The sequence below is a fragment of the Arsenicicoccus piscis genome (genome assembly GCF_022568835.1).
Lineage (GTDB): Bacteria > Actinomycetota > Actinomycetes > Actinomycetales > Dermatophilaceae > Arsenicicoccus > Arsenicicoccus piscis.
This window is the reverse complement of record NZ_JAKZHV010000006.1, coordinates 94,863-119,673: the sequence shown is the minus strand read 5'-3', so window position 1 is coordinate 119,673 and position 24,811 is coordinate 94,863. Positions and strand designations below refer to the sequence as shown.

The following is a 24,811-nucleotide window of genomic DNA, read 5'->3' as shown; positions in this document are numbered from 1 at the left end:
GCCACTCTACGCGAGCGTCTTTGACTGGCCCCGGCCCGCGTGGGAAGGTCGGACCACCGAAACCATCAGGTGGGGGAAGCCGGTCCAAGTCCGGCGCTGTCCCGCAACCGTAGGCCCGGTCCACCGGCAGCGATGCCGTCGACCAGGTGAGCCGGAGCACCTGCCCGGTGGCGTCGGCTCCCGCTCGTCCGTCGTGGAACGCGGACCGGAGCCGCTCGAGCCAGGTGCCCGGCGACCCCTGTCCCAAGGAGGTCCCGGTGTCCCCCACCAGTGCTCGTCCCCAGACCCAGCACGCCGTGCGCGTCCTCGTCGCCCTGCTGGCGGTGCTGGTCTCGCTCACCGTGCTCCCGGCCCCGTCGGCGCAGGCTGCCGGGGGCTATCGCTACTGGGGCTACTGGCAGCTGGCCGGGGCGAAGTGGGGCTTCTCGAGCAACGGCCCGTCGATGACCCATCCGGGCGATGGCTCGGTCGAGGGCTGGCGGTTCGCCGTCGCCGCGGAGAACTCGATGCGGGTGCCCCGCGCGACCGTGACGTTCGCCCAGGCCTGCTCGACCACCCCGGCGGTCGACGGCAAGAAGCGGGTCGCCGTCGTGATCGACTTCGGTCGGTCCGCCGACGCCGCCGACGAGGGCACCACGCCGCCGAAGCCGTACTACACCTGCGTCAGCGCCCCCATGCTCGCGACCGGCCAGGAGGTGCTCGCGGCTGCGGCCGACGTGCGCTTCAGCAACTCGGGGATGGTGTGCGGTGTGGGCGGCTACCCCACGGCCGGCTGCTCCGAGCAGGTCGCGACGATCTCGACCGCTGCGGCCGCGGCGGACACCCCGGTCCCGATGGCGTTCCGCGCCGCCCCGGGAGCCACGCCGTCGCCGGCAGCCGCAGCGACCACCACCGGCGGCGCGACTGCTGCTCCGTCGGCCCCGGCGACCCCCGCGGCGTCGGACTCGCAGAGCTCGGGCGGCTCGAACGCCACCACCCTGATCGTGCTCGCGGTCGTGGTCCTCGCCCTCATCGGCGGGCTCATCGCGATGACCCGTCGTCGCCGGAACGCCTGAGGAGCGGCACGACGAGTCCGGTAGCCCTCGTGCCCAGCCCCAGCGCGCCGCGCCGGCTGCATCCGGTCGCCTGGTGGCTGTGGGCGCTCGGGCTCGCGGTCGCGGCCTCGCGCACCACCAACCCGGTCCTGCTGCTGCTGATCGTGGCGGTCGCGGTGTGGACGGTCGCCGAGCGTCAGGACCCTGATGCGGGCTCGCCGCTGGTCGGCTTCATGGTCCTCGCCCTCGTGGGCATCGTGCTCCGCGTCGTCCTCACCGGCCTGTTGGGCGCCGGGATCTCGGGCCGGGTCGTGCTCTTCGAGCTGCCGCGAGTCCCGTTGCCGCACTGGATGACCGGGGTGCAGCTGGGTGGACCGGTCACGGCCGAGGCGGTGGTCTTCGCCCTCTACCAAGGCCTGTCGCTCGCCGCGCTGCTGGTGCTCGTCGGCGCCGCAAACTCGCTCGCCAGCCCGCGCCGGCTGCTGCGGCACGTCCCCGCCACGCTCTACGACGTGGGGACCGCAGTCGTCGTAGCCCTCTCGCTCGCGCCGGCCATGGTCGAGGACGCGCGTCGCGTCCGCACCGGTCAGCTGCTGCGCGGCCGCTCGGGCCGCTCGGCGCGCGACCTCGGCCGGCTCGCGATGCCGGTGCTCGACGGCGGCTTCGAGCGGTCGCTGCGTCTCGCGGCGTCGATGGAGGCGCGCGGCTACGGGCGGCGCGCCCCGGGTGGCGGACGGCGGCTCTCCTCGGTCCTCGCCGTGGCCGGGCTGCTCGGCGTCGTGATCGGGCTCTACGGGCTGCTCGACGCCAGCACCCCGATGGTCCTCGGCCTCCCCACCCTCGCCGCGGGCCTGCTCCTCGCCCTCGCGTCGCTCACCCTCGGCTCCCGCCGGGACCGGCGCACGCGCTACCGCCAGCCGCGGTTCGCGGCGCCCGAGTGGCTCGTCGTGGGTCTCGGGCTGGTCCCGGCCGTCGTCCTCGTCGTCGCCAGCCGAGCGGGCTGGGACGGCATCGACCCGCCCGTCATGCCGCTCGCCGTCCCCGCGACGCCCGTCCTCGCGGCCCTCGCCATCGCTGTGGCCGCCCTCGCCGCCGTGCTCTCCCCGAGGGTGACGCCATGAGCGTGCTCGGCGGCCCGGAGACGATCCGCTTCGACGGGGTGGGGCTGACCTATCCCGGCGCCACGACACCGGCCCTGGAGGGGGTCGACCTCTCGATCGGCGAGGGCGAGCTCGTGCTCGTCGTGGGGACCACCGGGTCGGGCAAGTCCACCCTGCTGCGGGCGATCAACGGCCTGGTGCCGCACTTCAGCGGCGGGCACCTGAGCGGGCGCGTGACGGTGGCGGGGCGTTCCACCCAGACGCACCGGCCGCGCGACCTCGCCGACGCCGTGGGGTTCGTCGCCCAGGACCCGGCGTCGTCGTTCGTGACCGACACGGTCGAGGACGAGCTCGCCTACGGCATGGAGTCACTCGGCGTCGCGCCCCAGGCGATGCGTCGCCGGGTCGAGGAGACGCTGGACCTGCTCGGGCTGGCCGAGATCCGCCGGCGCGGGCTGCGCACCCTGTCGGGAGGTCAGCAGCAGCGCGTCGCCATCGGGGCCGTGCTGGCCGCCGGACCGCGCGTGCTCGTCCTCGACGAGCCCACCTCGGCGCTGGATCCCGTTGCGGCAGAGGACGTCCTGGCGTCGATCACCCGCCTCGTGCACGACCTCGGACTGACCGTCGTCGTCGCCGAGCACCGCCTGGAGCGGGTGGTGCACCACTGCGACGGCATCGTGCTCGTCGGGGGCGGCTCGGCGACGCCCGTGCTGGCGCCCGACGTCGCCATGGCCGCTTCTCCCGTGCACCCGCCGGTGGTCTCGCTCGGGCGGCGCCTCGGCTGGTCACCGCTGCCGCTCTCGGTGCGGGACGCACGGCGCGACGCCGCCGGGCTGCGCGACCGACTGGCCTCGAGCGCCGTTGTCCTGCCCCGTCACCCGTCACCCGCGCCCCGGGGTGCGGAGGCCGTTGGGTCGGATCGCGCGACCGCGTTGCGGGCTCGCCAGCTCGTCGTCGAGCGCGGCCGGACCACCGTCCTGGACGGTGTGACGTTCACCCTGCACCGCGGCGAGGTCGTCGCCCTGATGGGGCGCAACGGCGCCGGCAAGTCCACCCTGCTGGGCGCGCTCGCCGGGTTGGTCCCCCGCCGTCGCGGATCCGTCGAGGTCGGTGGGCTCGACCCCGCACGGGCCACGCCGGCCGACCGCGTGCACGCGGTGGGCCTCGTGCCGCAGGACCCGAGCACCATCCTCTACACCGACTCCGTCGGCCGCGAGTGCGCCGAGGCCGACCGGGATCTCGGCGCGCCGCCCGGCACCTGCCGCGGTCTCTTCGACCGGATGCTCGGGACCGACGCGGCGCCGGTGGAGGACGCCCGCCACCCTCGCGACCTGTCCGAGGGGCAGCGGCTCCTGCTGGCCCTCGCCATCGTGCTCAGCGCTTCCCCCGGGGTGCTGCTGCTCGACGAACCGACGCGCGGGCTGGACTATCTCGCGAAGGAGCGGTTGAGCGCGACGCTCGTCGAGCTCGCCGCGGCCGGTCACGCCGTGCTCGTCGCCACCCACGACGTAGAGCTCGCGGCCGACACCGCCCACCGCGTCCTGCTGGTGGCCGAGGGCGAGATCGTGGCGGACGGTGAGGCCCACGAGATCCTCTGCGGCTCACCGGCCTTCGCGCCCCAGGTCGCCAAGGTGATGTATCCGCTGCCGCTCATGACGGTCGCCGACGTCGAGGGGTGCGCATGACCTCCCGACCACGGCTGCGGCCGTCGACGATCCTCGCCCTGGCCCTGGTCACCCTGGTCGGCGTCGCCGCGTTCACCTGGCCGTTCTTCGTGACGAGCCCCGGTGTGCTTGAGCACCAGACCGACGCGCCGTGGCTGTTCGCGCTGCTCGTCGGGCTGCTCGCCCTCGTCGTCCTCGCCGAGATGACCGCCGAGGGTCTGGACGCCAAGACCATCGCCGTGGTGGGTGTCGTGGCCGCGGCCGGAGGCGCCCTGCGCGTCCTGTCGGCCGGCACCGCAGGGCTCGAGCCGATGTTCTTCCTGCTCGTCCTCGCCGGTCGAGTCCTCGGCCCTGCAACGGGATTCGTGACCGGCGCCCTGGCGATGCTGACCGGGGCGTTCCTCACCGGCATCGGTCCGTGGCTGCCCTTCCAGATGCTCTGCGCGGGGTGGGTGTGTCTCGGTGCGGGGCTGCTGCCGGTGCCACGTGACGGGTGGGGCGAGCGCCTCGCGCTGGCGGGGTACGGTCTCGTGGCCGGTCTCGCCTACGGCCTCGTGATGAACCTCTGGTTCTGGCCGTTCCTGTCTACGTCGTCGGCGCCCGAGGGGGCGGGGTTCGTGCCGGGTGGCACCCTGGCGACGAACCTCGCGCACTACGCCGTGTTCTACGTGATCACGTCGCTGGCGTGGGACCTGCCGCGCGGGATCCTCACTGCCGTGCTCGTGCTCGTCGCCGGACGGCCGGTGCTCGGGACGCTGCGACGGGCCGTGCGTAAGGCAAGCTTCGATGCGCCGGTGACCTTTTCGCCCGACCCGTCAGCCGCCTCACCCAGCGCTGCCCCTGCAACCACCGCAGCCACGGTCACCACTCAGGAGGAGCCATGACGACCCACCTCGTCCTCGGTGGCGTCCGCAGCGGGAAGAGCCGCTATGCGGAGTCGCTGCTCGCCGGTCGTGCCGACGTGACCTACGTGGCACCGGGGCTCATCCCGCTGGACGACCCCGACTGGCGCGCCCGCGTCGCGGCCCACCGGGCGAGCCGGCCGGCGCAGTGGGACACGGTCGAGTCGGCCGACCTGGCCGCGCTCGTGGCTGGTGATGAGGCTCGTGCTGACGACTCAACGCGTGGGCCGGGGGCGCTGCTGATCGACTGCCTCGGCACCTGGATGACGCGGCTGATCGACGACGCCGGGGCGTGGGACTCGGCTGCGGATGCGGCTGTCGTGGTGCGCACGGCCACAGCGGATCTCGTTGCCGCCCTGCGGGACTCGCCGCTCGACGTCGTGGTGGTCAGCAACGAGGTGGGCCTCGGGGTCGTGCCGGCGCACGCGTCCGGGCGCGTCTTCCGCGACGAGCTCGGCCGGCTGAACGCCGCCGTCTCCGCCGCCTGCGACCGGGTGTCCCTGGTGGTGGCCGGTCGGGTGCTCGACCTCTCGTCGGCACCCGTGGTCGGTGATGTCGTGCCTGGTGGTGAGCACGCGTGATGCGTGACGCCCTGCGGATGACCTTCGGGACGCTCACGGCGCTGCCGGTCCCCGCGCCCACCCGGATCGACCGACGCGTCGCCGGGCGGGCGATGGTGCTCGCCCCGCTGCCGGGGATCCTGCTGGCGGCCGGATGGGTCGTGATCGGCCTCGCGGGGATCCTGCTCGGTCGGTCCGGCCTGCCCGCGCTGGTCACCGGCGGCCTCAGCGTGGCGTACCTCGCGCTCGCGACCCGAGGCCTGCACCTCGACGGGCTCGCCGACACGTGCGACGGGCTGTCTGCGTCCTACGACCGCGAGCGGGCGCTGGCCGTGATGAAGACCGGCGACGTCGGACCGAGCGGCGCCGCCGCCATCGCGCTCGTCGTGCTGGTGCAGGCGGCCTGCTTCGGCGAGCTGGCCCAGCACGGCTGGTGGGGACTGGTCGCCGGCGGCGTCGCCGTGGTGCTCTCGCGCCAGCTGGTCGCGTGGGCCTGCAACCCGCTCGTGCCGGCCGCACGGTCTACGGGACTGGGGGCGGCTGTCGCGGGCACCGTGCCGGTGCCCGCCGCCGCTGCGGGCTGGGGGCTGTGCGTGGCGGTGTCCGCACTCGGGCTCGGGATCCCGCCGGCCGTCGCGATCGGGGTCGTGCCCGCGGTCGTCGTGACGGCGCTGCTGCGGCGCGTGACGACTCGGCTCGGCGGGATGAGCGGCGACATGCTGGGCGCTCTCGTCGAGGTCGGCCTGACTGCCGGGCTGGTCGCGGCGGTCGTGGTGGCGCCGGGCTGAAGCGCACCTGAGGCCCACCCGAAGCGCACGGGAGCGGCAGAGGCCCTGCATAGGAACGGCACAGGAATCGCCTCGATCGTGGAAGCGTGACCACCGAGACCATGCCCCTCACCACGGACCTGCCGACCGCCCCGCAGCCGACGATCCGCACCACTCCCGACCGTCCCCGCCGCGTCGCCGCACCGACCAGGTGGCGTGATCTCGCCGCCGCCGCGATGTGGGGCTCGCTGCTGTTCGTCACGGGCCTGTGGGTCGCGGGCGGTCAGCTGCAGCAGATGAGCTCGCTCGGCGGGATCCTCGACAGCTGGGGCCGGTTGACCGGTCTGCTGGCCTCGGACCTGCTGCTGATCCAGGTGCTGATGATGGCGCGGATCCCCCTCGCCGAGCGGGCCTACGGCCAGGACGAGCTCGCTCGCCGGCACCGGCTGATCGGCTTCACGAGCTTCACCCTGATGGTCGCGCACATCGTGCTGATCACCCTGGGGTACGCCGCCGACAGCTCGGCGGGCCTCTGGGGGACGATCGTCGACCTGGTGCTGAACTACCCGGGCATGCTGCTTGCGGTCGGTGGCACCGTGGCGCTGTGCATGGTGGTCGCCACCAGCATCAAGAACGCACGCGGCCGGCTGCGTTACGAGTCGTGGCACCTGATCCACCTGTACGGCTACCTCGGCGCGGGTCTTGCTCTGCCGCACCAGCTCTGGACGGGCGCCGACTTCAGCGCCAGCCCGGCGGCCACCCTCTTCTGGTGGGGGCTGTGGATCGCCGCTGCCGTCGCGGTCGTCGTGTTCCGGATCGGTCGGCCGCTGTACACCTCCTGGCGCCACGGTCTGCGGGTGGAGTCGGTAGAGCACGTGAACCCCACCACGACCACCGTCACCGTCCGCGGTCGTGACCTCGACCGGCTGCCGACCTCGGCGGGACAGTTTTTCCAGTGGCGCTTCCTGGACGGTCCGGGCTGGACCCGCGCGCACCCCTACAGCCTGTCCCACGCCCCCGACGGCCGGACCCTCAAGGTCACCGTCGCCCACCTCGGGGACGGCTCGGCGCGCACCGCCACCCTGTCGCCCGGCACCCGCGTGCTCGTCGAGGGCCCCTACGGACGGCTGCACTCGGGCGTCCGCACCCAGCGCAAGGTCTTGCTGCTCGGCGCCGGCATCGGCATCACGCCGCTGCGGGCCCTGCTCGAGGACCTGGAGCAGGGTCCGGGTGACGTCACCATGATCTACCGAGCGCACTCCCCGGCCGACATCATCTGGCGCGACGAGCTGACCGAGCTGGCCGCCAGCCGTGGAGCCCGGCTGTTCTTCGTCACGGGGGTGCGCGTGCAGGGCCGCGACAGCTGGCTCCCGGAGTCGGCCGCCGACCTGTCCGACGCGGAGGGGCTGCGCCAGCTGGTGCCGGACATCGCTGCGCACGACGTGTTCGTGTGCGGTGCTTCGCGATGGATGGACGCCGCCGAGCAGGCCGCCCGCGACTGCGGCGTCCCCGACGCGCGGATCCACGCCGAGCGGTTCAGCTACTGACCTCACCGGCTCTGTTGTCCACACGAGTCCCGCGCTCCCGCAACGCCTTTCACTTCTGACAACCTCCTGAGGAGAACCCGATGCGCCGCATCACCACCTGGTTCATGACCACCCTGTCCATCGTCGTCCTGTTGTTCAGCTATCGCACCAGCACGAGCTCCGCGATGGCTCCCAGCACGACCGGGACGACGAGCTCCGGGACCACGTCGAGCTCGTCGGGCTCGGGCTCGTCGTCCGGCTCGACGGGCTCGTCCGGCTCGTCCGGCTCGTCTGGGTCGTCCGGCTCGTCCTCGAGCTCCTCGTCCAGCACGAGCGACACGAAGACCTACACCGGCGACAGCGTGGATACCCGCTGGGGCCCCGTGCAGGTGAAGATCACCGTCACGAACGGCAAGATCACCGCCGCGGAGGCCGTGGTCTACCCGACCGAGAACGGCCACGACGTCGAGATCAACAGCTACGCGATCCCCACCCTCAACCAGGAGGCGGTCAGCAAGCAGAGCGCCAACATCGACATGGTCTCCGGCGCGACGGTCACGTCGACGGGCTACCTCCAGTCCCTGCAGTCCGCGCTCGACCAGGCGAACCTGTGATGGCGGCCAAGGTCAGCACGGTGGAGCACCGAGCGTTCGTCGCACAGATCATGGGGCTGCCGATCTCGGTGCACGTCCGCGGCCCGCAGGCGCGCGGCCTCGACGTGGAATCCGCTGTGCAGCGGGTCTTCTCACGGCTGCGCTGGGTCGACGAGGTCTTCTCGACGTGGAAGCCCGCGAGCCCGATCAGCCGCCTGCGCCGGGGCGAGGTCGAGCTGGCCGACCTCTCCGGTCCCGTCCGAGAGGTCGCGGCCCTCTGCGCCGAGGCCGAGCAGCTTACCGAGGGCACGTTCTCGGCGTGGTTGCCTCAGCGTCCGGATGGCGTAGTTCCTAGTGCCCCAAGGCTGTTCGACCCCACCGGCCTGGTGAAGGGCTGGGGCGTCGAACGGGCTGCGCAGGTGCTGCGCGAGCTGCCGCGACACACGTTCTGCATCAACGCCGGTGGCGACCTGGTCGCCGGGCACGGCCCCGACGTCGACCCAGGCCTCGCCGAGCAGCCCTGGCGCATCGGCCTCGAGAACCCGGCCGACCGCACCCAGATCCTCCAGACCGTAGAGCTCGCCACCGGCGCCCTCGCGACCAGTGGCACCGCCGCCCGGGGCAGCCACCTGCTCGACCCACGCACCGGCCTGCCGTCCACGCGACGCGGCTCGGTCACCGTCGTCGGCACCGACCTCACTTGGGTAGACGTCTGGGCCACAGCGGTATTCGTCGGTGACACCTCCACGCGAGCACTTGCAGAAGCCGACCCTCGAGTGCACCAGGTGATCGACCTGCGCGCTCGCTGAGTTGCCGTGGGCGCGGGGCGGCCGGGATGCGGTCGGTATCGATCGGGCACAGGACAGTGATCGCACCTCCCGGCTGCCTGATCGTCGATGCGGCGAGGCTCTGCGACCATGCCACGCAGCCACGCGAGGGGTGGCCTCAGCGGTGACGCGCCGGTTCGTCGAGGTGCTCCTGCAGATCCACCAGGATCACGGTCGGCCAGACCCGGTCGTCGGCTCTCCTCCCGGGTGACCGCGAGAGCGTCGAGGTGGTCCGGCCGCAACGCGGCCGTCACCTTCGCCGACCGCATGCCGGCCACCGAGGTGCGCTGCAAATGACACCGCCGCTGACACCGTTCATCGGACACTCCCTCGGCCGGGGTCAGAAGGGTGCCTGCTCGGGGTAGTCGGTCTGCGTCCAGGGGATGGGCTGGGCGGGCTCGGGCCGGGTATCGGCACCGCTGCCGTCGGCCGTGCCGTCTGCCTGGGCGTCCTCGCGTCTGTCCGGGAGGTGTCCGGTGGCGGGTCCGCTGCTGGTGGGGTTGGTGGGGTTCCATGGTGCTGCGGGTTGGCGGGGGAAGGGTAGGCAGGGGTCGTAGGTCTCTTCGACGAGGGCTCGTTCGTAGTCGTTGAGCTCGGCGTGTCGGTCCAGCGACCCGTGTGGTGGCGCAGTGAGGTGTTCGGGGCGGGGGTAGGGGTGCGGACTCGTGGTGGCCTGCCGTCCGGACGGGAACGTCCAGCGCACCCGCCGCCCGGGCCAGTCCGTCAACGAGCCGTCACCCGAGTCCGACCCTGCGTCGGAGCTTGATCCCGCGCCCGAGCCGGAGCTCGACCCCGAGCCTTGCTGGCCGTCCCCGTGCCCGTCGCGCCGGTCCGGGTGGCCGTCGTCCCCTTGGTCGTGCTCGGGGGTGGCGTGCCAGGTGGCGTTGCTCTTGTGCTGGTGGTGCTGGTGGTCGAGGGTGTGGAGGTTGTCGCCGCTGGTCGGGCCGCCGGTGGCGTGGGGTTGGAGGTGGTCGAGCTGTAGGTCGTGGCGGGTGGTGCAGCCGGGGGCGCGGCAGCCGTTGTCGAGCATGACGAGGTGGGCTCGGGTGGCGGGTCCGGGCTGGTAGGAGCGGACGGCGGTGTTAAGGGCGACGCCGGTGGCGGGGTCGGTCACGATCCGCTGCCACGTCCCACCGAGCGTCAGGGCCAGGGCGCGGGCCTGCCGTGCGGGGATCCACGCGCGGACGGGCCCGGAGTCCATGCGGGCGGGCAGCTGTGTCATGCCGAGCAGGGTCTCCAGCGAGACGGTCACGTGAACGGTCACGGCGGGTGGCGCGAGCCCGTCGGCGACGGCCTTGCCCAGCCCCTCGTCGAGGGGCGGGGTGCGGTCCTCGGGCAGGTCCGGGTACGGCAGCAACACGTCCAACCCACCATCAGCCCCCGACCCTGCTGAGCTCTGCCCTGCCGATGCTGCCGGGGGTGACCCCGCTGGCCTCGCATCCTCTGGCCCCGGCCCAGCTGACGCAGGCTCGGCTGTCGTATCGCCTGCCGGCTCGGGGGCTCCGCCCCCCTCGTCGGCGCCGTCGTGGACCCCAGCGCAGGCGCCGGCCCGACCACCGGCGGCGGCCTGGCTGCCGCTGCTGCCATCGCAGCCGCCGCCGTCGGCCCGGTCGTCGTGAACCCCGCCGCACCCGCCGGCCGGACCGCCGTCGGCGACCTGGCCCGTACTGCTGGCGGTGCTGCCGCTGCTGTTGTTGGTGGGGGTGGTGGTGATGGTGTGGCCGCAGTGGGGGCAGGTCACGTACCCGTGCGTGAGGAGCGTCAATGTCAGGTCGGCCGCGATCTGCGCGACGGTCCGCTCATCCCCCAGCTGCCGCAACCGGCGGGCGAGGCGGTGCACCCGGTTGCGGGCCGCGGCGACCGCGACACCGTCGCCGGTGACCGTCAACGACCCCGTCCCCTCGGGGTCCAGTCGCGACGACACGCACCGGGCGGCCATGCCTGTCTCGTAGTCCCCCGCGATGTCCGGGTCGTCGGCGAGCAGCCACGCCAGGCCTTGGTCGAACCGGTCGCGGAACACCGCCCACGACGGCACCGCCGTGTCGGGGTCGACCCAGTCCGCGTCGGTCCAGTCGCACGCCTCCGCGAACGCCTGCCGGCGCGCCAACGCCACCCGCTCCCGCCGCGACAACGACCCCACCAACCGCAACCGGCCACCCTCACCCTCACTGCCGGCGGGCGCCGCAGCGGTGTCGTCACGGTGGACGCCTGTCTCGCAGGCCCCAGCGCCGGCGCCGTCATCGCTGACGTTGCTGTCACGGTCGGTGCTGTCGGTGCTGTCTCTGCTGTCGCTGTTGTGGTGGTCGTTGGTGGTGGGGTGGGTGAGGTCGGCGCAGTGGCGGGTGAGCCAGGCGACCTGGGAGTCGGTGAGGTGCTCGGTCCGCCTCGACAACAACATGGCGACCATCGGCCCCGTCAACACGCCTTGGGCGAGGAGCCGCGCTGCGACCTGCGTCCGATCGGCGTCCATCCCTGCCAGGTGCGACACCAACGCCCGCTGGGCGGGGTCGAACCCGCACGACGCGACCGCCTCCCCCACGACCGCGGTCCTCGCCCGCCCGGCCGCGCGGCCCCGCGCCGACGCCGACGGTGTCGCCCCCGGACCGTGCTCCACGGTCAGGCGCTGCTCGGCGGTCGCCTTGGTCAACGCGTGCACCGTGAACGCCTGCGTCAACGTCAGGAACGCGATGGTCTGTTGACACAGCGTCAACAGCATCGCCGCGTCCTCACCATGGACGGCCAGCGCCGCGGCGCCGTGCTGGTCCAGGGTGAGGACGGACTCGGTCAGGCCGGTCAGCTCGTCGAACCCGATCCCGGCCTCGTCGGCGAACGCACCGACGAGGGTGCCGAGGGGGCTTCCGGGCACGCCCCGCAGCGCCCGGACGGCGTCCGGGAGACTGTGGTGGGGCTGTCCGCTCATAACTACGATTTTAACGATCGGACCAGCAGCGTGGTAGTCCCTCATTCGCCCACCAGCAGGTCACCGACCGCAGCCTCGACACCCACCGTCACCACGAACGGCACCCCACGGAACGGGCTTCCCGGCACGCCGCAGCTGACGGTCGCCGGGAGGGGCCTGGGCAGGCGATCACAGGCCCGACGACTCGACCGGCCAGAACCCCCACCAGCCCCGCACAGGCCCTCATGGGAGCGTGGGCGTTCACCCGAACGCCCACCCACCCCAACGCTATCGTCACCTAGCGTGGGCGTGGGCGTGGGCGGGGACGGAGGCGGCCGCCGACGGCGCGCAGGAACGCCCTGCCTGCGCCGGAACGCGTGAGGTGCGGGGTCGGGCGGGCGCGGATCACGGAACTCACGACAGTGGGGGTCTGCACGTCAGATGTGACCAGCAGACTGCCACTGTGTTGGTGGCGGGCTGGGGTGGCGACCTGGGAGGCTGCCCAGCGCGGGGTCCTCCGCGTGCACCGGGGCCAGCCGGTCGGGCGCCAGCTCGACGAACTCCGCACGCGCGCGAGTCACGGGAACGTGCACGGCTACGGCCCGGGGCAGCTGTCCGCGCGACCCCTGGCACTGACCTCGTGGCCGCGCCGGCGGTCTACGCGCTGGGTGTGGTGAGGTGCGGAGGAACTCGTATGACGCGCAGGAACGCGTGTGGTGCGCAGGGTCGGGAGGGCGGCGAATTACTGGAACGTGCGCGGATTACCGCAACGTGCGCGGCTGCGCGCGCGGGTGGGCGGCAGGGCGCCCTGTCCCGCACCGAGTGACGAACACCCAGCGCAGCACAGGACACCCCTCACACGGACAAGTAGCCAGCCGCAGCAGCCCAGCACCGGACCCAGCCCGCGACGGGCCACCAACCAGCCCAGCTAGTCCATGACGTGCGAGGGGACGAACGGCGGCTTGGTGACCGTCATCGGGAGCTCACGGCCGCGCACGTCGACGACCACCGAGTCTCCTTCTCGCACACCGCGATCCAGCAGGGCGATGGCGATGCCCTGCTTGAGCGTGGGCGACATGGTGCCGGAGGTCACGACGCCGATCGCGGCGCCGGAGGAGTCCTTGACCGCGCAGCCCGAGCGCGGGATGCCGCGGCCGTCGGCGAGCAGGCCCCAGGTGAGGTGGTAGTCCTTGGCGGCCTTCTGCGCCTCGAGCACGTCCTTGCCCCAGAACGCCGGCTTGTCCCATCCGATGGCCCAGCCGGTGCGCGCCATCGGCGGGGTGATCTCCATGCTCAGCTCGTGCCCGTGCAGGGCGTAGCCCATCTCGGTGCGCAGGGTGTCGCGCGCGCCGAGGCCGCAGGGGCGACCGTCGCGCTCCTCGACCGCTGCGACGAGTGCGTCCCACAGGGCGGGCGTGGCGTCCCACGTGGGCAGCAGCTCGAAGCCCTTCTCACCCGTGTAGCCCGTGCGGCACACGATGACCGGCTGCCCCTGCCACGTCGCCTGCTCGAAGGACATGTAGTCGAGATCCGTTGGCAGACCGAGCGATTCGAGCACCTCAGCGGAGCGGGGACCTTGGACGGCCAGCACGCCGTAGGACGTGTGCTCGTCGGTGACCTCGATGCCCTCGGGCGCCTCGGCCTGCAGGCGCCGGACGACCTCCGCGGTGTTGGCGGCGTTGGGGATCAGGAAGATCTGGTCGTCGTCGACGTAGTACTGGATGAGGTCGTCGACGACTCCGCCGGTGGCCTCGTCGCAGCACAGGGTGTACTGCGCCTTGGGCGGCGCGACCTTGTGCAGGTCGTTGGTGAAGCAGCGATTGACGAAGTCCGCGGCGCCCGGTCCCCGGACCACGGCCTTGCCGAGGTGGGAGACGTCGAACAGGCCGACGGTCTCCCGCACGGCGGTGTGCTCACGCAGCACCCCTCCCCCGGGATACTCGATCGGCATGTCCCAGCCGCCGAAGTCCGCCATCTTGGCGCCGAGGGCCACGTGGCGGTCGTGTACGGGTGACTTCTTCGTCGCAGCGCTCATGGCCCTGACGATATCGGCGTCCCGACCGCTACCATGGCCGGACCTCGGGTCGGACCGCTGCTCACGGTCCGATCGGCCGCCATCGACGAAGGATGTCCGTTGCCCACACTGCGCGCCACCTCACGCCCGCTCGACGCCTCGGTAGTGGACGTCCTCGTCCTCACCGCCGCCACCACGGACGGCATCGCGCGCGTCCTCGCACCGACCGACCTGCCCGACGAGGCCGTCGCCCACCTCGACGCCCAGCTGGCCGCCCTCGCGTCCAGCACCGGGGCCGACCAGGCCACCTTGCTGGCCGCCGTCCCCGGTGTCGACGCCCCTCTGGTCGCGGTCGCCGGACTCGGCGAGCTCGCCACCGAGGAGACCGCCACCGTCCTGCGTAGCTCCATCGGCGCAGCCGTCCGCAGCCTCACCAAGGGCGGTCGCGTGATCGTCGCGCTCGGGGCCGACCAGGACGCCTCCGACGAGCTGCTCGAGGCGGCGACGCTCGGCGCTCTGCTCGGCTCCTACCGCCAGCAGGGTGTCCGGGGCACGTCCAAGACCCCGGCCGAGGTCGGCGAGCTGACGGTCTGGACGCCGCGGGCCAAGCAGGGGCCCGTCAAGGCACTGCTCGCCCGGGCCGAGGCCGCCGCCACGGCGAGCGCCTACGCCCGTGACCTGGTCAACACCCCGCCCAACCTGCTCTACCCCGAGACGTTCGCCGACAAGGTGCGCGCGGACGCCGCCGGCACCAAGGTCAGCGTGAAGGTGCTCGACGAGCAGGACCTGATCAAGGGTGGCTACGGCGGCATCCTCGCCGTGGGCATGGGCTCGGAGCACAAGCCGCGGCTCGTCTCGATGACCTACGCGCCGGCCAAGGCGAAGGTGCACCTCGCGCTGGTCGGCAAGGGCATCACCTTCGACTCCGGCGGCCTGGACATCAAGCCCGCCAACGGGATGTACGAGATGAAGTCCGACATGGCCGGTGCCGCAGCGGTCGCCGCGACCGTGTTCGCGATCGCCGAGCTGGGCCTGCCCATCAAGGTGACGGGCTGGCTCGGGCTCGCCGAGAACATGCCGAGCGGGTCGGCCTACCGCGCGAGCGACGTCGTCACCATGCGCAGCTCGATGACCGTCGAGGTGAGCAACACCGACGCCGAGGGACGCATGGTGCTCGGGGACGCGATCGCCGCGGCCGGCGAGCAGAAGCCGGACGCGATCATCGACATCGCCACCCTGACCGGTCACCAGGTGATCGCGTTCGGGCACGAGATCGCCGCGGTCATGGGCAACGACGACGCGTTCCGGGCGCTCGTCCTCGCGGCCGGTGCCGAGGACGGCGAGGAGCTGTGGCCGATGCCGCTGCCGAAGTCCTACCGCAAGGCGCTCGACACCGAGTGCGCCGACATCGCCCACAAGGGCGGCCGCGAGGGCGGCATGCTCCACGCGGGACTGTTCCTGCGGGAGTTCGTGCCGACGGCCGAGGACGGGACCCAGCTCCCCTGGGCGCACCTCGACATCGCCGGCCCGTCGTTCACGAGCACCCCGCGCGGACCGTTCGGCAAGGGCGGCACCGGCTTCGGCACGGGCACCCTGCTGGGCGTCGCCGAGCGGCTCGCGGAGCGCGGGTCGGTGCGCTGAGGAAGGCTCTGCGATGACCGACACCACCTATGACATCGTCGTCCTCGGTGCGGGCAGCGCAGGGTATGCCTGCGCCCTGCGTGCTCGTCAGCTGGGCCTGACCGTAGCCCTCGTGGAGCGCGACAAGGTCGGCGGCACCTGTCTGCACCGCGGCTGCATCCCCACCAAGGCCTTCCTCCACGCGGCCGAGATCGCAGACGGCGCAAAGGAATCCGAGCGCTTCGGGGTCAAGGCCACGTTCGACGCCGTGGACGTGCCGGCGCTCCAGCGCTACAAGTCCGGCGTCGTGGACCGGCTCTACAAGGGCCTGCAGGGGCTCGTGCGCGGGGCCGGTGTCGACGTGATCAACGGCGACGGTCGCGTCGTCGGGTCCGGCGACGGCACGCACACCGTCGAGGTCCGCACCAGCGGCGAGGGCCGCGCCGCGACGCGTCAGGTCACCGGCCGCCACCTGGTCCTCGCCACCGGGTCCGCGCCGCGCACGCTGCCGGGTCTCGAGATCGGCGGCCGGATCGTCACCTCCGACCAGCTGCTCGAGATGGACACCGTCCCGGCCCGCACGATCGTGCTCGGTGGCGGCGTCATCGGCGTCGAGCTGGCGTCGGCGCTGACCAGCTTCGGCAGCGAGGTCACCATCGTCGAGGCCCTGCCGCGCCTGGTCGCGGCCGAGGACGAGGCGATCTCCAAGGCGCTGCAGCGCGCGTTCACCAAGCGCGGCATCACGGTCCGCACCGGTGTCGCGCTCTCCGGTGCGACCCAGAGCGACGAGCAGGTCCAGGTAGAGCTCGCGGACGGCTCGACGCTCGACGCCGACGTCCTGCTCGTGGCCGTCGGCCGGGGTCCGGTGAGTGCCGACCTGGGCTACGAGCAGCTCGGCCTGACGCTCGAGCGCGGTCTGGTGAGCGTCGACGACCACTGCCGCACAGGGGTGCCCGGCGTCTTCGCAGTCGGCGACCTCGTGCCGGGGCCGCAGCTCGCGCACCGCGGGTTCGCGCACGGCATCCTCGTCGCCGAGACGATCGCCGGGCTGGACCCGGCACCGGTCGACGACCTCGGCCTACCGAAGGTCACGTACTGCGACCCCGAGATCGCGTCCGTGGGCTACACCGAGGCGGCCGCCCGCGAGGCGTTCGGCGACGTCGAGGTCTACGACTACAACCTCGCCGGCAACGGTCGCTCGCAGATCCTGGGCACCACCGGCTTCGTCAAGGTGGTCCGGCGCACCGACGGGCCGGTCGTGGGGGTCCACATGGTGGGAGCCCGGATGGGCGAGCAGGTCGGGGAGGCCGCCCTGCTCTACCACTGGGAGGCCTGGCCCGACGAGGTGGCCCCGCTGCTGCACGCCCACCCGACCCAGAACGAAGCCCTCGGAGAGGCGGCGCTCGCGTTGGCGGGCAAGCCTCTTCACGCCCACCCATGATCGCGAGCACCCAGTAGAGTGCTCGGGAGAGTTCGATCCGAACATCACGGCTCACCGAAGGAGAACCACCAGATGTCTGAACGCGTGACCATGCCGGCCCTCGGAGAGTCGGTCACCGAGGGCACCGTCACCCGTTGGCTCAAGAACGTCGGGGACCAGGTGGCGGTCGACGAGCCGCTCCTCGAGGTCTCGACGGACAAGGTCGACACCGAGGTTCCTTCGCCCGTGGAGGGCACCCTGACCGAGATCCTCGTCCAGGAGGACGAGACGGTGCCGGTCGGCTCCGACCTCTGCGTGATCGGTGACGGGTCCGAGGCCGACAGCTCCGGCGGTGGCTCGGCCACCGAGGCCGCCAAGGAGTCCGACTCCGCGGAGCCCGCGACCGACGAGACCGCGGCCGAGACCCCCGTCGAGCCGTCCACCGAGAAGGAGCCCGAGGAGGCCGACGCCGAGGCTGCGTCCTCGTCCAGCTCGGACGACTCCGTCAGCTCTGGTGGTTCGGTCTCCGGTGGCGACACCGTCACCATGCCGGCGCTCGGCGAGTCGGTGACCGAGGGCACCGTGACCCGCTGGCTCAAGGCCGAGGGCGACGACGTCGAGGTGGACGAGCCCCTCCTCGAGGTCTCGACCGACAAGGTCGACACCGAGGTCCCCTCCCCTGCCGCGGGCAAGCTCACCAAGATCCTGGTCCAGGAGGACGAGACGGTCCCGGTCGGCGCCGAGCTGTGCGTGATCGGTGGCGAGGTCTCCGGCGGCGATGCCCCCAAGCAGGACGCTCCGAAGCAGGAGTCGCCCAAGCAGGAGGCCCCCAAGCAGGAGAAGAAGGACGAGGCGCCCAAGGAGGAGCCGAAGGCCGAGGCCCCGGCTCCGAAGCAGGAGGCGCCGAAGGCTCCCGCTGCTCCGTCCGCTCCTGCCGCCCCGTCCGCCCCGGCGACCGCTGCCGAGAGCGACGCGTCGTCCTACGTCACCCCGCTCGTGCGCAAGCTCGCCGCCGACAACGGCGTCGACCTGGCCTCGGTCAAGGGCACCGGCGTGGGTGGCCGCATCCGCAAGCAGGACGTCCTGGACGCCGCCGAGGCCGCGAAGGCCCCGGCTCCTGTCGCCGCTCCCGCTGCTGCCGCCCCCGCTGCGGCTCCGGCCGCTGCGGTCGACACCTCGGCCTCGGCCAAGGTGCCCTCGGCCGCCCCGGAGGTCGCCGCCAAGCGTGGCACCACCGAGAAGATGTCGCGCCTGCGCAAGGTGATCGCCCAGCGCATGGTCGAGTCGCTGCAGGTCTCGGCCCAGCTCACGGCCGTCGTCGAGGTCGACCTGACCCGGGTCGCCACGCTGCGCGCCCAGGCCAAGGCCGACTTCAGGGCACGTGAGGGCGTCAACCTGTCCTACCTGCCGTTCATCACCCAGGCCGTGGTGGAGGCCCTCAAGGCCTTCCCCAACATCAACGCGAGCGTCGACGGTGACACCATCACCTACCACGCGGCCGAGAACATCGGCATCGCGGTCGACACCCCGCGCGGCCTGCTCGTCCCGGTCGTGAAGGACGCCGGTGACCTCAACATCGCCGGCATCGCCCGCAAGATCGCCGACCTCGCTGCGCGCACCCGCGACAACAAGGTCACGCCCGACGAGCTCGGTGGCGGCACGTTCACGATCAGCAACATCGGGTCCAACGGCTCGCTGATCGACACGCCGATCATCAACCAGCCGCAGGTCGCCATCCTCGGCACCGGCGCCATGGTCAAGAAGCCCGTCGTCGTCACCGACGACCTCGGCAACGACACCATCGCGATCCGCCAGATGATGCACCTCGTCCTCACCTACGACCACCGCGTGGTCGACGGTGCCGACGCCGGTCGCTTCCTCTCCGCGGTCAAGGCCCGGCTCGAGGAGGGCAAGTTCGGCGCCGCCCTCGGGCTGTGACGACCCAGGTAGCCCCCGTGGTCACCGACGCGCAGGGTCCCCGCTCCGAGCGGGGTTCCCTGCGCGTCGTCGTGTCGGGGGCCACCGGTCTGATCGGCACGGCTCTGGTCCGCCACCTGCGGGCCCGCGGCGACCAGGTCGTGCGCCTGGTCCGGGCCGCACCCACCACCCCCGACGACGTCCGGTGGGACCCGACCGCCCACGACGAGGACTCGGTCGTCGACCTCGCTCGGCGCCTCGGCCGCGTCGAGGGGTTGCGCGGCCCCGGCAGCGTGGACGCGATCGTCAACCTCGCCGGCGCGCCCATCGCCGGCCAGCGGTGGACCTCCGACTACCGCGTCGCGCTGCGCCGCTCCCGCGTCGACGCGACCACCACCTGCGCCCTGCTCGCCGGTGCGATCGGGTCGACGCTGGTCAACGGCTCGGCCGTGGGGATCTACGGCTCGGACCGCGGTGAGGAGCCGCTCACCGAGACCTCCGCGCCCGGCACGACCTTCCTCGCCGGCGTGGTCCAGGACTGGGAGGCGGCGACGGCCCCGGCCACGGACGCCGGCGTTCGGGTAGCCCTCGCACGCACCGGGATCGTGCTCTCCCGGCACGGGGGTGCGCTGGCGCAGGTCCTGCCGCTCGCCCGCCTCGGGCTCGGTGGGCCGCTCGGCTCCGGCTGGCAGTACTGGCCGTGGATCACCCTCGAGGACGAGGTGCGGGCGCTGACCGCGCTGATCGACGAGCCGTACTCCGGGCCGGTCAACCTGGTCGCCCCGGTGCCCGTCCACCAGCGCGAGCTGATGCGTCTGCTCGGCCGGCGGCTGCACCGTCCGGCCGTGCTGCCCGCGCCGGCGGTCGCGCTGCGGCTGGTGCTCGGCGAGTTCGCCGACGACATCCTCGGCTCGCAGCTCGTGCGCCCGACCGTGCTCAAGGCCGGCGGCTTCGAGTGGGCCCAGCCCGATCCAGCCGACGGCGTCGCGTACGTCGTCGGCTGAGCTGGCCACCTCGACCGCTGCCGGTCAGCGCACCGCCGTGATGGTCCGCAGCCGCCACCCGGCATCGGTCCAGGTCAGCGCGTAGTCGCTCGGCGCGCTCGGCACCCCCGCGTGCGGTCGCGCCACCCCGTCCGGCCCGATCCACCGGTAGGCATCGAGCGACACCGTCGCCCGCACCACCGCGGTGTCGCCCTGCAGCGACCGCAGCCGCACCCCGGACACGGTGTATCCCACGTCGGCCAGGCGCTGCTTGCGCGCCAGCAGGGCGCCCACGATCGCCTCGTCCTGGCGGGCCGCCTGCGACCCGGGCTGGTCCACCCGGGTCAGCGCCTGCGTCGAGCGGGCCTCGATCGCCGCCGCGCGGTCGGCGAAGAGCTCCTCGAGCAGGGCCACCGATGCCGTGCGTGGCGCCTGCTCGGTCGTGCGCCAGCGGGTGGGCAGGGTCGTGGGTGTTGTTGTTGGTGTCGGTGTTGTCGTGGGTGTGGGCGTGCGGGTGGGCGTGGGCGAGGGGGTGGGCGTGGGTGTCGACGACGGCTCGGGTGCTCCGGCCGCGGGGACCACGGGGCTGCCGGCGCCGGAGGGCGAGCCCACGGTCAGGATCTGCCGCCCGCCACCGAAGGCCGCCCAGCCCACGACCCCACCGAGCCCCAGCCCACCGATCAGCACGACCGCCACCGGGAGCACCCGGTCGCGCCAAGTCATCGGGCGACGGACCCGCTTGGTCTGCGGCGCCTGCGCCGCGAGCGCGCGCAGCCGGTGGGTCACCAAGGTGGCGGACGCCGATCGGTCCCCCAGCTCCACGGGGGCGGGGTCGCAGGCCGCGAACAGGCGCGTCGCGAGCGTGTCGGCCGCGGGCCGCTCGCCCGGCTCGGCAGCAAGACACTCGACGATCAGCGACCGCAGGGCGACCGGGGCGTCGGGGGCCAGGTCGTCGAGCGCACCGAGGTCCTGGAACGGCTCGACGGTGCGCCCGGTGAGCGCGTGCCAGCCCAGCGCGCCGAGCGACCACACGTCGCTGCCGGAGACCGGGCTGTCGGCGTAGCGCACCTCGGGGGCGATGAATCCGTCTGTGCCGTAACGCTCGTCGTGGATGTCGCCGAAGACGCGAGCCGCTCCCAGGTCGCCCACGAGAGGCCTACCGGCAGAGTCGAAGACCACGTTGGCGGGCGACAGGTCGGCGTGCACGACCCCCGAGGCATGCAGGAAGGCGACCGCCTCGGCACAGGGCGCGAGGACGGTGACGATCTCACCCGGGGTCAGGTGACCGCGGGCCGCGACGAGCTGCTCGAGCGTGCCGCCGTCGGCGAGGTCCTGCACGATGGCGAGCCGGTCCTCGGGCAGCGGGAGCACCTCGCGGATGGCGAGCACGTGCGGGTGGACGACGTGGGCGAGCACCATCAGCTCGCGCCGCAGCTGGCGTGGATCGGCGTCGGCGTGCCCCACCTTGACCGCGAACGGCGCACCGTCGGTGACCCGGCGGGCGGCCCAGCAGGTGCTCGTCGCACCGCGTCCGAGCACCTCCCCGAGCTCGTAGCCCGGCACCTGCGGTGGCTGCCTCATGCGGCCCAGTCTGCGCCGGGGTTGCGGGCACCCGTGCGAGTTATCCACAGGGGTGGGGTCCTCGGCGAGGCGGCGTAGGCTGACCGTCATGCAGTTCGAGCACCTCGGCTACGCGCCGGACTTCGTGGACTACCAGCAGGCGTGGGAGCACCAGCGCGAGGTGCACGCGGCCGTCGTCGCGCGCGAGCGGCCCGACGTGGTGCTGCTGCTCGAGCACCAGGCCGTCTTCACGGCCGGCAAGCGCACGGAGCCGCACGAGCGGCCGTTCGACGGGACGCCCGTCATCGACGTGGACCGCGGCGGCAAGATCACCTGGCACGGACCCGGCCAGCTCGTGGGCTACCCGATCGTGCACCTGCCGAGCAACAAGGACGTGGTGGCCCACGTGCGCCGGCTCGAGGACATGATGATCGGCGTGTGCGCCGACCTCGGCGTGGCCGCCCACCGCGTCGCCGGGCGATCCGGCGTCTGGGTGCTCGCCGACGACCGTGGCGGCGACCGCAAGGTCGGGGCGATCGGGATCCGGGTCGCGCGCGACGTGACGATGCACGGCTTCGCGCTCAACGCCGACTGCGACCTCGGCTGGGCCCAGCAGATCGTGCCGTGCGGCATCGCCGACGCAGGGGTCACCAGCCTCAGCCGCGAGCTCGACCGGGACGTCACGGTCCAGGAGATCCTGCCCCTCGCCGAGCGCCACCTCGCGCGGGTGTTCGACATGACCACCGACGAGGCCAACGAGGCAGCCCGCGCCCGTGGCGCCGTCCAGGGCACCACGCCGCTGCCCGTCGGGCTGCTCTGACCGACCGGCACGGACCGCCCGCGCGGGCCGGCCGTAGGCTCGCCTCACCTCGGAGGCGTACGCTGGTCCGACCGCCTGCACCAAGGAGAATCCTCGTGACGATCGCCCCCGAAGGCCGCCGTTTGCTGCGCGTCGAGGCCCGCAACGCCGAGACGCCCATCGAGCGCAAGCCCGAGTGGATCCGCACCACCGCCAAGATGGGTCCGCAGTACACCGAGCTCCAGTCGATGGTGAAGAGCGGCGGCCTGCACACCGTGTGCCAGGAGGCCGGCTGCCCCAACATCTTCGAGTGCTGGGAGGACCGCGAGGCCACCTTCCTCATCGGGGGTGACACCTGCACCCGTCGGTGCGACTTCTGCGACATCGCGACCGGCCGCCCCCAGGCGCTGGACCCCGAGGAGCCCCGCAAGGTCGCCGAGTCGATCCGCTCGATGGGCCTGCGCTACGCCACCGTCACGGGCGTCGCCCGCGACGACCAGCCCGACGGTGCCGCCTCACTCTACGCAGACACGATCCGAGCCATCCACGAGCTGAACCCCAGCACCGGGGTCGAGATCCTGCCCCCCGACTTCGGCGCGCGCCCCGGGCTCGTGGGCCAGGTGTTCGACGCCCGCCCCGAGGTGTTCGCGCACAACCTCGAGACCGTGCCGCGCATCTTCAAGCGGATCCGCCCCGCGTTCACCTACGACAAGTCGCTGCGCGTGCTGACCATGGCGCGCGAGGCCGGGCTGGTCACCAAGTCCAACCTCATCCTCGGGATGGGCGAGGAGGAGCACGAGATCGAGCAGGCGATCCGCGACCTGCACGAGGCGGGCTGCGACATCCTCACCATCACGCAGTACCTGCGCCCGTCGAAGCTGCACCACCCCATCGACCGGTGGGTGAAGCCCGAGGAGTTCGTGGCCTGGAGCGACCTCGCCGCCGAGATCGGCTTCAAGGGCGTCATGGCGGGGCCGCTCGTGCGCTCGTCCTACCGCGCCGGTCGGCTCTACACCCAGGCCATGGCGCGCTGGGGTCGGCCGCTGCCCGAGCACCTCACCCACCTCGCCGGCGGTGCGGACCCCGCCCCGGCCCGCCAGGAGGCCGCGACCCTGCTCGCGCGCCGCGCCTAGTCACCAGTCCCGAACCCCACCCCACGATCGGTAGAATCCCCGCCATGGCATCGAGCACCAAGGACACCCAGAACTCGGGGGCGAAGAAGCCCGGCCGGTTCGCCCAGATGAAGCAGGCCTACCAGTTCGGCACGCAGGTCGACCCGCACCTGATCTGGTGGATGCTCGGCGCCTTCCTGCTGGTCTTCGCCCTGATGCTGGGCCTCGGGTTCCTGCTGCACCAGCCGATCATCTGGGGCATCGGCGGGTTCTTCCTCGCCCTGCTCGCCGCCGTGATCGTGATGAGCCGGCGCACCGACGCCGGGGCCTACAAGATGCTCGAGGGCAAGCCGGGCGCGGCGCTCGCGGCCCTGCAGAGCCTGCGCGGCGGGTGGTACACCGAGCAGCAGCCGATCGCCATCGACGGGCGCCCCCAGGGCCAGGACTTCACCAACGTGGGGTCGCTCTACCGCACGGTCGGGCGCGCCGGTGTCGTGCTGATCGGCGAGGGCCCCAAGAGCCGCGCCACCAAGCTGATGCTCGCCGAGAAGAAGAAGGTCGAGCGCCTCGTGCCCGGCGCCCCCGTCCACCTGCTGCGCGTCGGCGAGGGCGAGGACACCGTGCCGGTGCGCAAGCTGACCCGCAAGGTGCAGCTGCTGCGGGGCACGCTCACCAAGGAGGAGACGGCCGTCATCGCCAAGCGGCTGCGCTCGATGGACGCCATGCGCCAGGGCACGAACATCCCGGCGGGCATGGACCCGACCAAGTCCCGGGTCAACCGATCGGCGATGCGCGGCCGCTGAGCCGCTGCGCGGTCTACCGGGTCCTAGCGGGCCCGGACGATCACCGAGCGCGCGATCCGGTCGTGCAGGCCTCGGCCGTCGCGGTCCCACACCATCGGCGGGATCACCAGCACGAGCAGCAGGGCGCGCAGCGTCGCGCCCACCAGCCCGAGCCGGTTGCCGTGCTCGTCCACGACCCGCAGACCGAGCAGCCGGTGCCCGAGGGTCGCTCCCCCGGTGCCGACCAGCAGGGCGTACTCGACGAAGAGCACGAGCAGCGGCTTGAACGACTCCTCGCCGTGCGGTGGGTAGGGCATCCGCAGCACGGCCACCGCGATGATCGTGCAGACGATCCAGTCGACCAGCAGCGCCAGCACGCGCGGTCCGAGCCGGGCCATCGAGCCGGGACCGTCGGCCGGTAGACCGAGGCGTGCGCCGGGGTGCGCGTCGTCGGGTCGGGTCGGTGTCGAGGGTGCCTGGGCCACCCGGCCAGGCTACTTCAGTCCACGGTGCGGTTCCGACGCCCCGTCGCGGGGGCGAAACCGGTTAGATGGGACCGCAAGCCCGTACCAGCGGGCCCGTGACCGCAGGTCCTGGCTGCGTACCGTAACAAAGTGGAAACATCCGAGTCATGGTCGAGAAATCGCCCGGCCCTAGAGTTGATCCGAACGGCAACGCACCAGCACGCCTGCCGTAGACGCGGCTGGCTCCTCACCGAGGGGCCGGCACCAT

The 24,811-nt window shown here is 72.7% G+C and carries 21 protein-coding genes and 1 riboswitch; of the genes, 16 read left to right on the top strand and 5 right to left on the bottom strand.

What is annotated here, in order from left to right; genetic code table 11:
• Positions 1-50 precede the first annotated feature (50 nt).
• A riboswitch (cobalamin riboswitch) is annotated at positions 51-182 on the top strand.
• A 75-nt stretch (positions 183-257) separates the two neighbouring features.
• From MM440_RS12200 to MM440_RS12170, 7 genes are all read left to right on the top strand, one after another.
• Positions 258-1,055, top strand: coding sequence for an SCO2322 family protein (locus tag MM440_RS12200; RefSeq protein WP_241444586.1), 798 nt, complete (start codon positions 258-260; stop codon positions 1,053-1,055).
• 29 nt (positions 1,056-1,084) lie between these two features.
• Positions 1,085-2,155 (top strand): energy-coupling factor transporter transmembrane component T, encoded by a 1,071-nt coding sequence (locus MM440_RS12195; protein ID WP_241444585.1) that lies wholly within the window; start codon positions 1,085-1,087, stop codon positions 2,153-2,155.
• The gene (locus MM440_RS12190) at positions 2,152-3,819 is read left to right on the top strand and encodes an ABC transporter ATP-binding protein (RefSeq protein WP_241444584.1); all 1,668 of its coding nucleotides are present in this window, start codon (positions 2,152-2,154) and stop codon (positions 3,817-3,819) included. Before MM440_RS12195 ends, MM440_RS12190 begins: the two co-directional genes overlap by 4 nt.
• Positions 3,816-4,682, top strand: coding sequence for an ECF transporter S component (locus MM440_RS12185; protein WP_241444583.1), 867 nt, complete (start codon positions 3,816-3,818; stop codon positions 4,680-4,682). Before MM440_RS12190 ends, MM440_RS12185 begins: the two co-directional genes overlap by 4 nt.
• Positions 4,679-5,281, top strand: coding sequence for a bifunctional adenosylcobinamide kinase/adenosylcobinamide-phosphate guanylyltransferase (locus MM440_RS12180; protein WP_241444582.1), 603 nt, complete (start codon positions 4,679-4,681; stop codon positions 5,279-5,281). The genes MM440_RS12185 and MM440_RS12180 overlap by 4 nt, the downstream gene beginning before the upstream one ends.
• On the top strand, positions 5,281-6,048 hold the full coding sequence (locus MM440_RS12175) for an adenosylcobinamide-GDP ribazoletransferase (protein ID WP_241444580.1): 768 nt from the start codon (positions 5,281-5,283) through the stop codon (positions 6,046-6,048). Before MM440_RS12180 ends, MM440_RS12175 begins: the two co-directional genes overlap by 1 nt.
• Before the next feature lie 86 nt (positions 6,049-6,134).
• Positions 6,135-7,574: a ferredoxin reductase family protein gene (locus MM440_RS12170; protein WP_241444579.1), complete on the top strand. Its 1,440-nt coding sequence runs from the start codon at positions 6,135-6,137 to the stop codon at positions 7,572-7,574.
• A 139-nt stretch (positions 7,575-7,713) separates the two neighbouring features.
• Here the strand turns inward: MM440_RS12170 and MM440_RS17415 are convergent, their stop codons facing one another.
• Positions 7,714-7,893: a hypothetical protein gene (locus tag MM440_RS17415; RefSeq protein WP_338155653.1), complete on the bottom strand. Its 180-nt coding sequence runs from the start codon at positions 7,891-7,893 to the stop codon at positions 7,714-7,716.
• Between the two features lie 22 nt (positions 7,894-7,915).
• Between MM440_RS17415 and MM440_RS17410 the strand changes: the two genes are divergently transcribed.
• Together MM440_RS17410 and MM440_RS12160 are read left to right on the top strand one after the other, a co-directional pair.
• Positions 7,916-8,167, top strand: coding sequence for an FMN-binding protein (locus MM440_RS17410; RefSeq protein ID WP_338155652.1), 252 nt, complete (start codon positions 7,916-7,918; stop codon positions 8,165-8,167).
• Positions 8,167-8,955: an FAD:protein FMN transferase gene (locus tag MM440_RS12160; protein WP_241444577.1), complete on the top strand. Its 789-nt coding sequence runs from the start codon at positions 8,167-8,169 to the stop codon at positions 8,953-8,955. Before MM440_RS17410 ends, MM440_RS12160 begins: the two co-directional genes overlap by 1 nt.
• A 358-nt stretch (positions 8,956-9,313) precedes the next feature.
• On the opposite strand, the gene MM440_RS12155 is transcribed toward MM440_RS12160, so the two are convergent.
• Positions 9,314-11,893: an HNH endonuclease gene (locus MM440_RS12155; protein ID WP_241444576.1), complete on the bottom strand. Its 2,580-nt coding sequence runs from the start codon at positions 11,891-11,893 to the stop codon at positions 9,314-9,316.
• A 907-nt stretch (positions 11,894-12,800) separates the two neighbouring features.
• Positions 12,801-13,907: a glycine cleavage system aminomethyltransferase GcvT gene (gene gcvT, locus MM440_RS12150; RefSeq protein WP_241444575.1), complete on the bottom strand. Its 1,107-nt coding sequence runs from the start codon at positions 13,905-13,907 to the stop codon at positions 12,801-12,803.
• 99 nt (positions 13,908-14,006) lie between these two features.
• On the opposite strand from gcvT, the gene MM440_RS12145 reads away from it, so the two are divergent.
• The 4 genes from MM440_RS12145 (at position 14,007) to MM440_RS12130 (ending at position 19,847) form a co-directional block, all read left to right on the top strand.
• The gene (locus tag MM440_RS12145) at positions 14,007-15,527 is read left to right on the top strand and encodes a leucyl aminopeptidase (protein ID WP_241444574.1); all 1,521 of its coding nucleotides are present in this window, start codon (positions 14,007-14,009) and stop codon (positions 15,525-15,527) included.
• A gap of 13 nt (positions 15,528-15,540) precedes the next feature.
• The gene (gene lpdA, locus MM440_RS12140) at positions 15,541-16,947 is read left to right on the top strand and encodes a dihydrolipoyl dehydrogenase (protein WP_241444573.1); all 1,407 of its coding nucleotides are present in this window, start codon (positions 15,541-15,543) and stop codon (positions 16,945-16,947) included.
• 72 nt (positions 16,948-17,019) lie between these two features.
• On the top strand, positions 17,020-18,864 hold the full coding sequence (sucB, locus tag MM440_RS12135; RefSeq protein ID WP_241444572.1) for a 2-oxoglutarate dehydrogenase, E2 component, dihydrolipoamide succinyltransferase: 1,845 nt from the start codon (positions 17,020-17,022) through the stop codon (positions 18,862-18,864).
• The gene (locus tag MM440_RS12130; protein WP_241444571.1) at positions 18,861-19,847 is read left to right on the top strand and encodes a TIGR01777 family oxidoreductase; all 987 of its coding nucleotides are present in this window, start codon (positions 18,861-18,863) and stop codon (positions 19,845-19,847) included. The genes sucB and MM440_RS12130 overlap by 4 nt, the downstream gene beginning before the upstream one ends.
• Positions 19,848-19,871: 24 nt before the next feature.
• Here the strand turns inward: MM440_RS12130 and MM440_RS12125 are convergent, their stop codons facing one another.
• Entirely contained in the window at positions 19,872-21,407 is a 1,536-nt protein-coding gene (locus tag MM440_RS12125) for a serine/threonine-protein kinase (RefSeq protein WP_241444570.1), read from the bottom strand.
• 79 nt (positions 21,408-21,486) lie between these two features.
• Between MM440_RS12125 and lipB the strand changes: the two genes are divergently transcribed.
• The 3 genes from lipB (at position 21,487) to MM440_RS12110 (ending at position 24,100) form a co-directional block, all read left to right on the top strand.
• Positions 21,487-22,206 carry a lipoyl(octanoyl) transferase LipB gene (gene lipB / locus MM440_RS12120; protein ID WP_277626663.1) on the top strand — a complete coding sequence of 240 codons (720 nt, stop codon included), beginning with the start codon at positions 21,487-21,489 and terminating at the stop codon, positions 22,204-22,206.
• Positions 22,207-22,301: 95 nt separating this feature from the next.
• Entirely contained in the window at positions 22,302-23,318 is a 1,017-nt protein-coding gene (lipA, locus tag MM440_RS12115; RefSeq protein WP_241444568.1) for a lipoyl synthase, read from the top strand.
• Between the two features lie 44 nt (positions 23,319-23,362).
• Positions 23,363-24,100: a DUF4191 domain-containing protein gene (locus tag MM440_RS12110; protein ID WP_241444567.1), complete on the top strand. Its 738-nt coding sequence runs from the start codon at positions 23,363-23,365 to the stop codon at positions 24,098-24,100.
• A gap of 23 nt (positions 24,101-24,123) precedes the next feature.
• Here MM440_RS12110 and MM440_RS17405 read toward each other — a convergent pair whose 3' ends face one another.
• Positions 24,124-24,564, bottom strand: coding sequence for an RDD family protein (locus tag MM440_RS17405; protein WP_241444566.1), 441 nt, complete (start codon positions 24,562-24,564; stop codon positions 24,124-24,126).
• Between the last annotated feature and the right edge of the window lie 247 nt (positions 24,565-24,811).

Excerpts from the sequence above, each read along its gene's own strand:
- MM440_RS12190 (WP_241444584.1), top strand. The coding sequence starts at position 2,152 with ATGAGCGTGCTCGGCGGCCCGGAGACGATCCGCTTCGACGGGGTGGGG.
- MM440_RS12185 (WP_241444583.1), top strand. The coding sequence starts at position 3,816 with ATGACCTCCCGACCACGGCTGCGGCCGTCGACGATCCTCGCCCTGGCC.
- MM440_RS12180 (WP_241444582.1), top strand. The coding sequence starts at position 4,679 with ATGACGACCCACCTCGTCCTCGGTGGCGTCCGCAGCGGGAAGAGCCGC.
- MM440_RS12175 (WP_241444580.1), top strand. The coding sequence starts at position 5,281 with ATGCGTGACGCCCTGCGGATGACCTTCGGGACGCTCACGGCGCTGCCG.
- MM440_RS12160 (WP_241444577.1), top strand. The coding sequence starts at position 8,167 with ATGGCGGCCAAGGTCAGCACGGTGGAGCACCGAGCGTTCGTCGCACAG.
- MM440_RS12155 (WP_241444576.1), bottom strand. The coding sequence starts at position 11,893 with ATGAGCGGACAGCCCCACCACAGTCTCCCGGACGCCGTCCGGGCGCTG.
- gcvT (WP_241444575.1), bottom strand. The coding sequence starts at position 13,907 with ATGAGCGCTGCGACGAAGAAGTCACCCGTACACGACCGCCACGTGGCC.
- lpdA (WP_241444573.1), top strand. The coding sequence starts at position 15,541 with ATGACCGACACCACCTATGACATCGTCGTCCTCGGTGCGGGCAGCGCA.
- sucB (WP_241444572.1), top strand. The coding sequence starts at position 17,020 with ATGTCTGAACGCGTGACCATGCCGGCCCTCGGAGAGTCGGTCACCGAG.
- MM440_RS12125 (WP_241444570.1), bottom strand. The coding sequence starts at position 21,407 with ATGAGGCAGCCACCGCAGGTGCCGGGCTACGAGCTCGGGGAGGTGCTC.
- MM440_RS12110 (WP_241444567.1), top strand. The coding sequence starts at position 23,363 with ATGGCATCGAGCACCAAGGACACCCAGAACTCGGGGGCGAAGAAGCCC.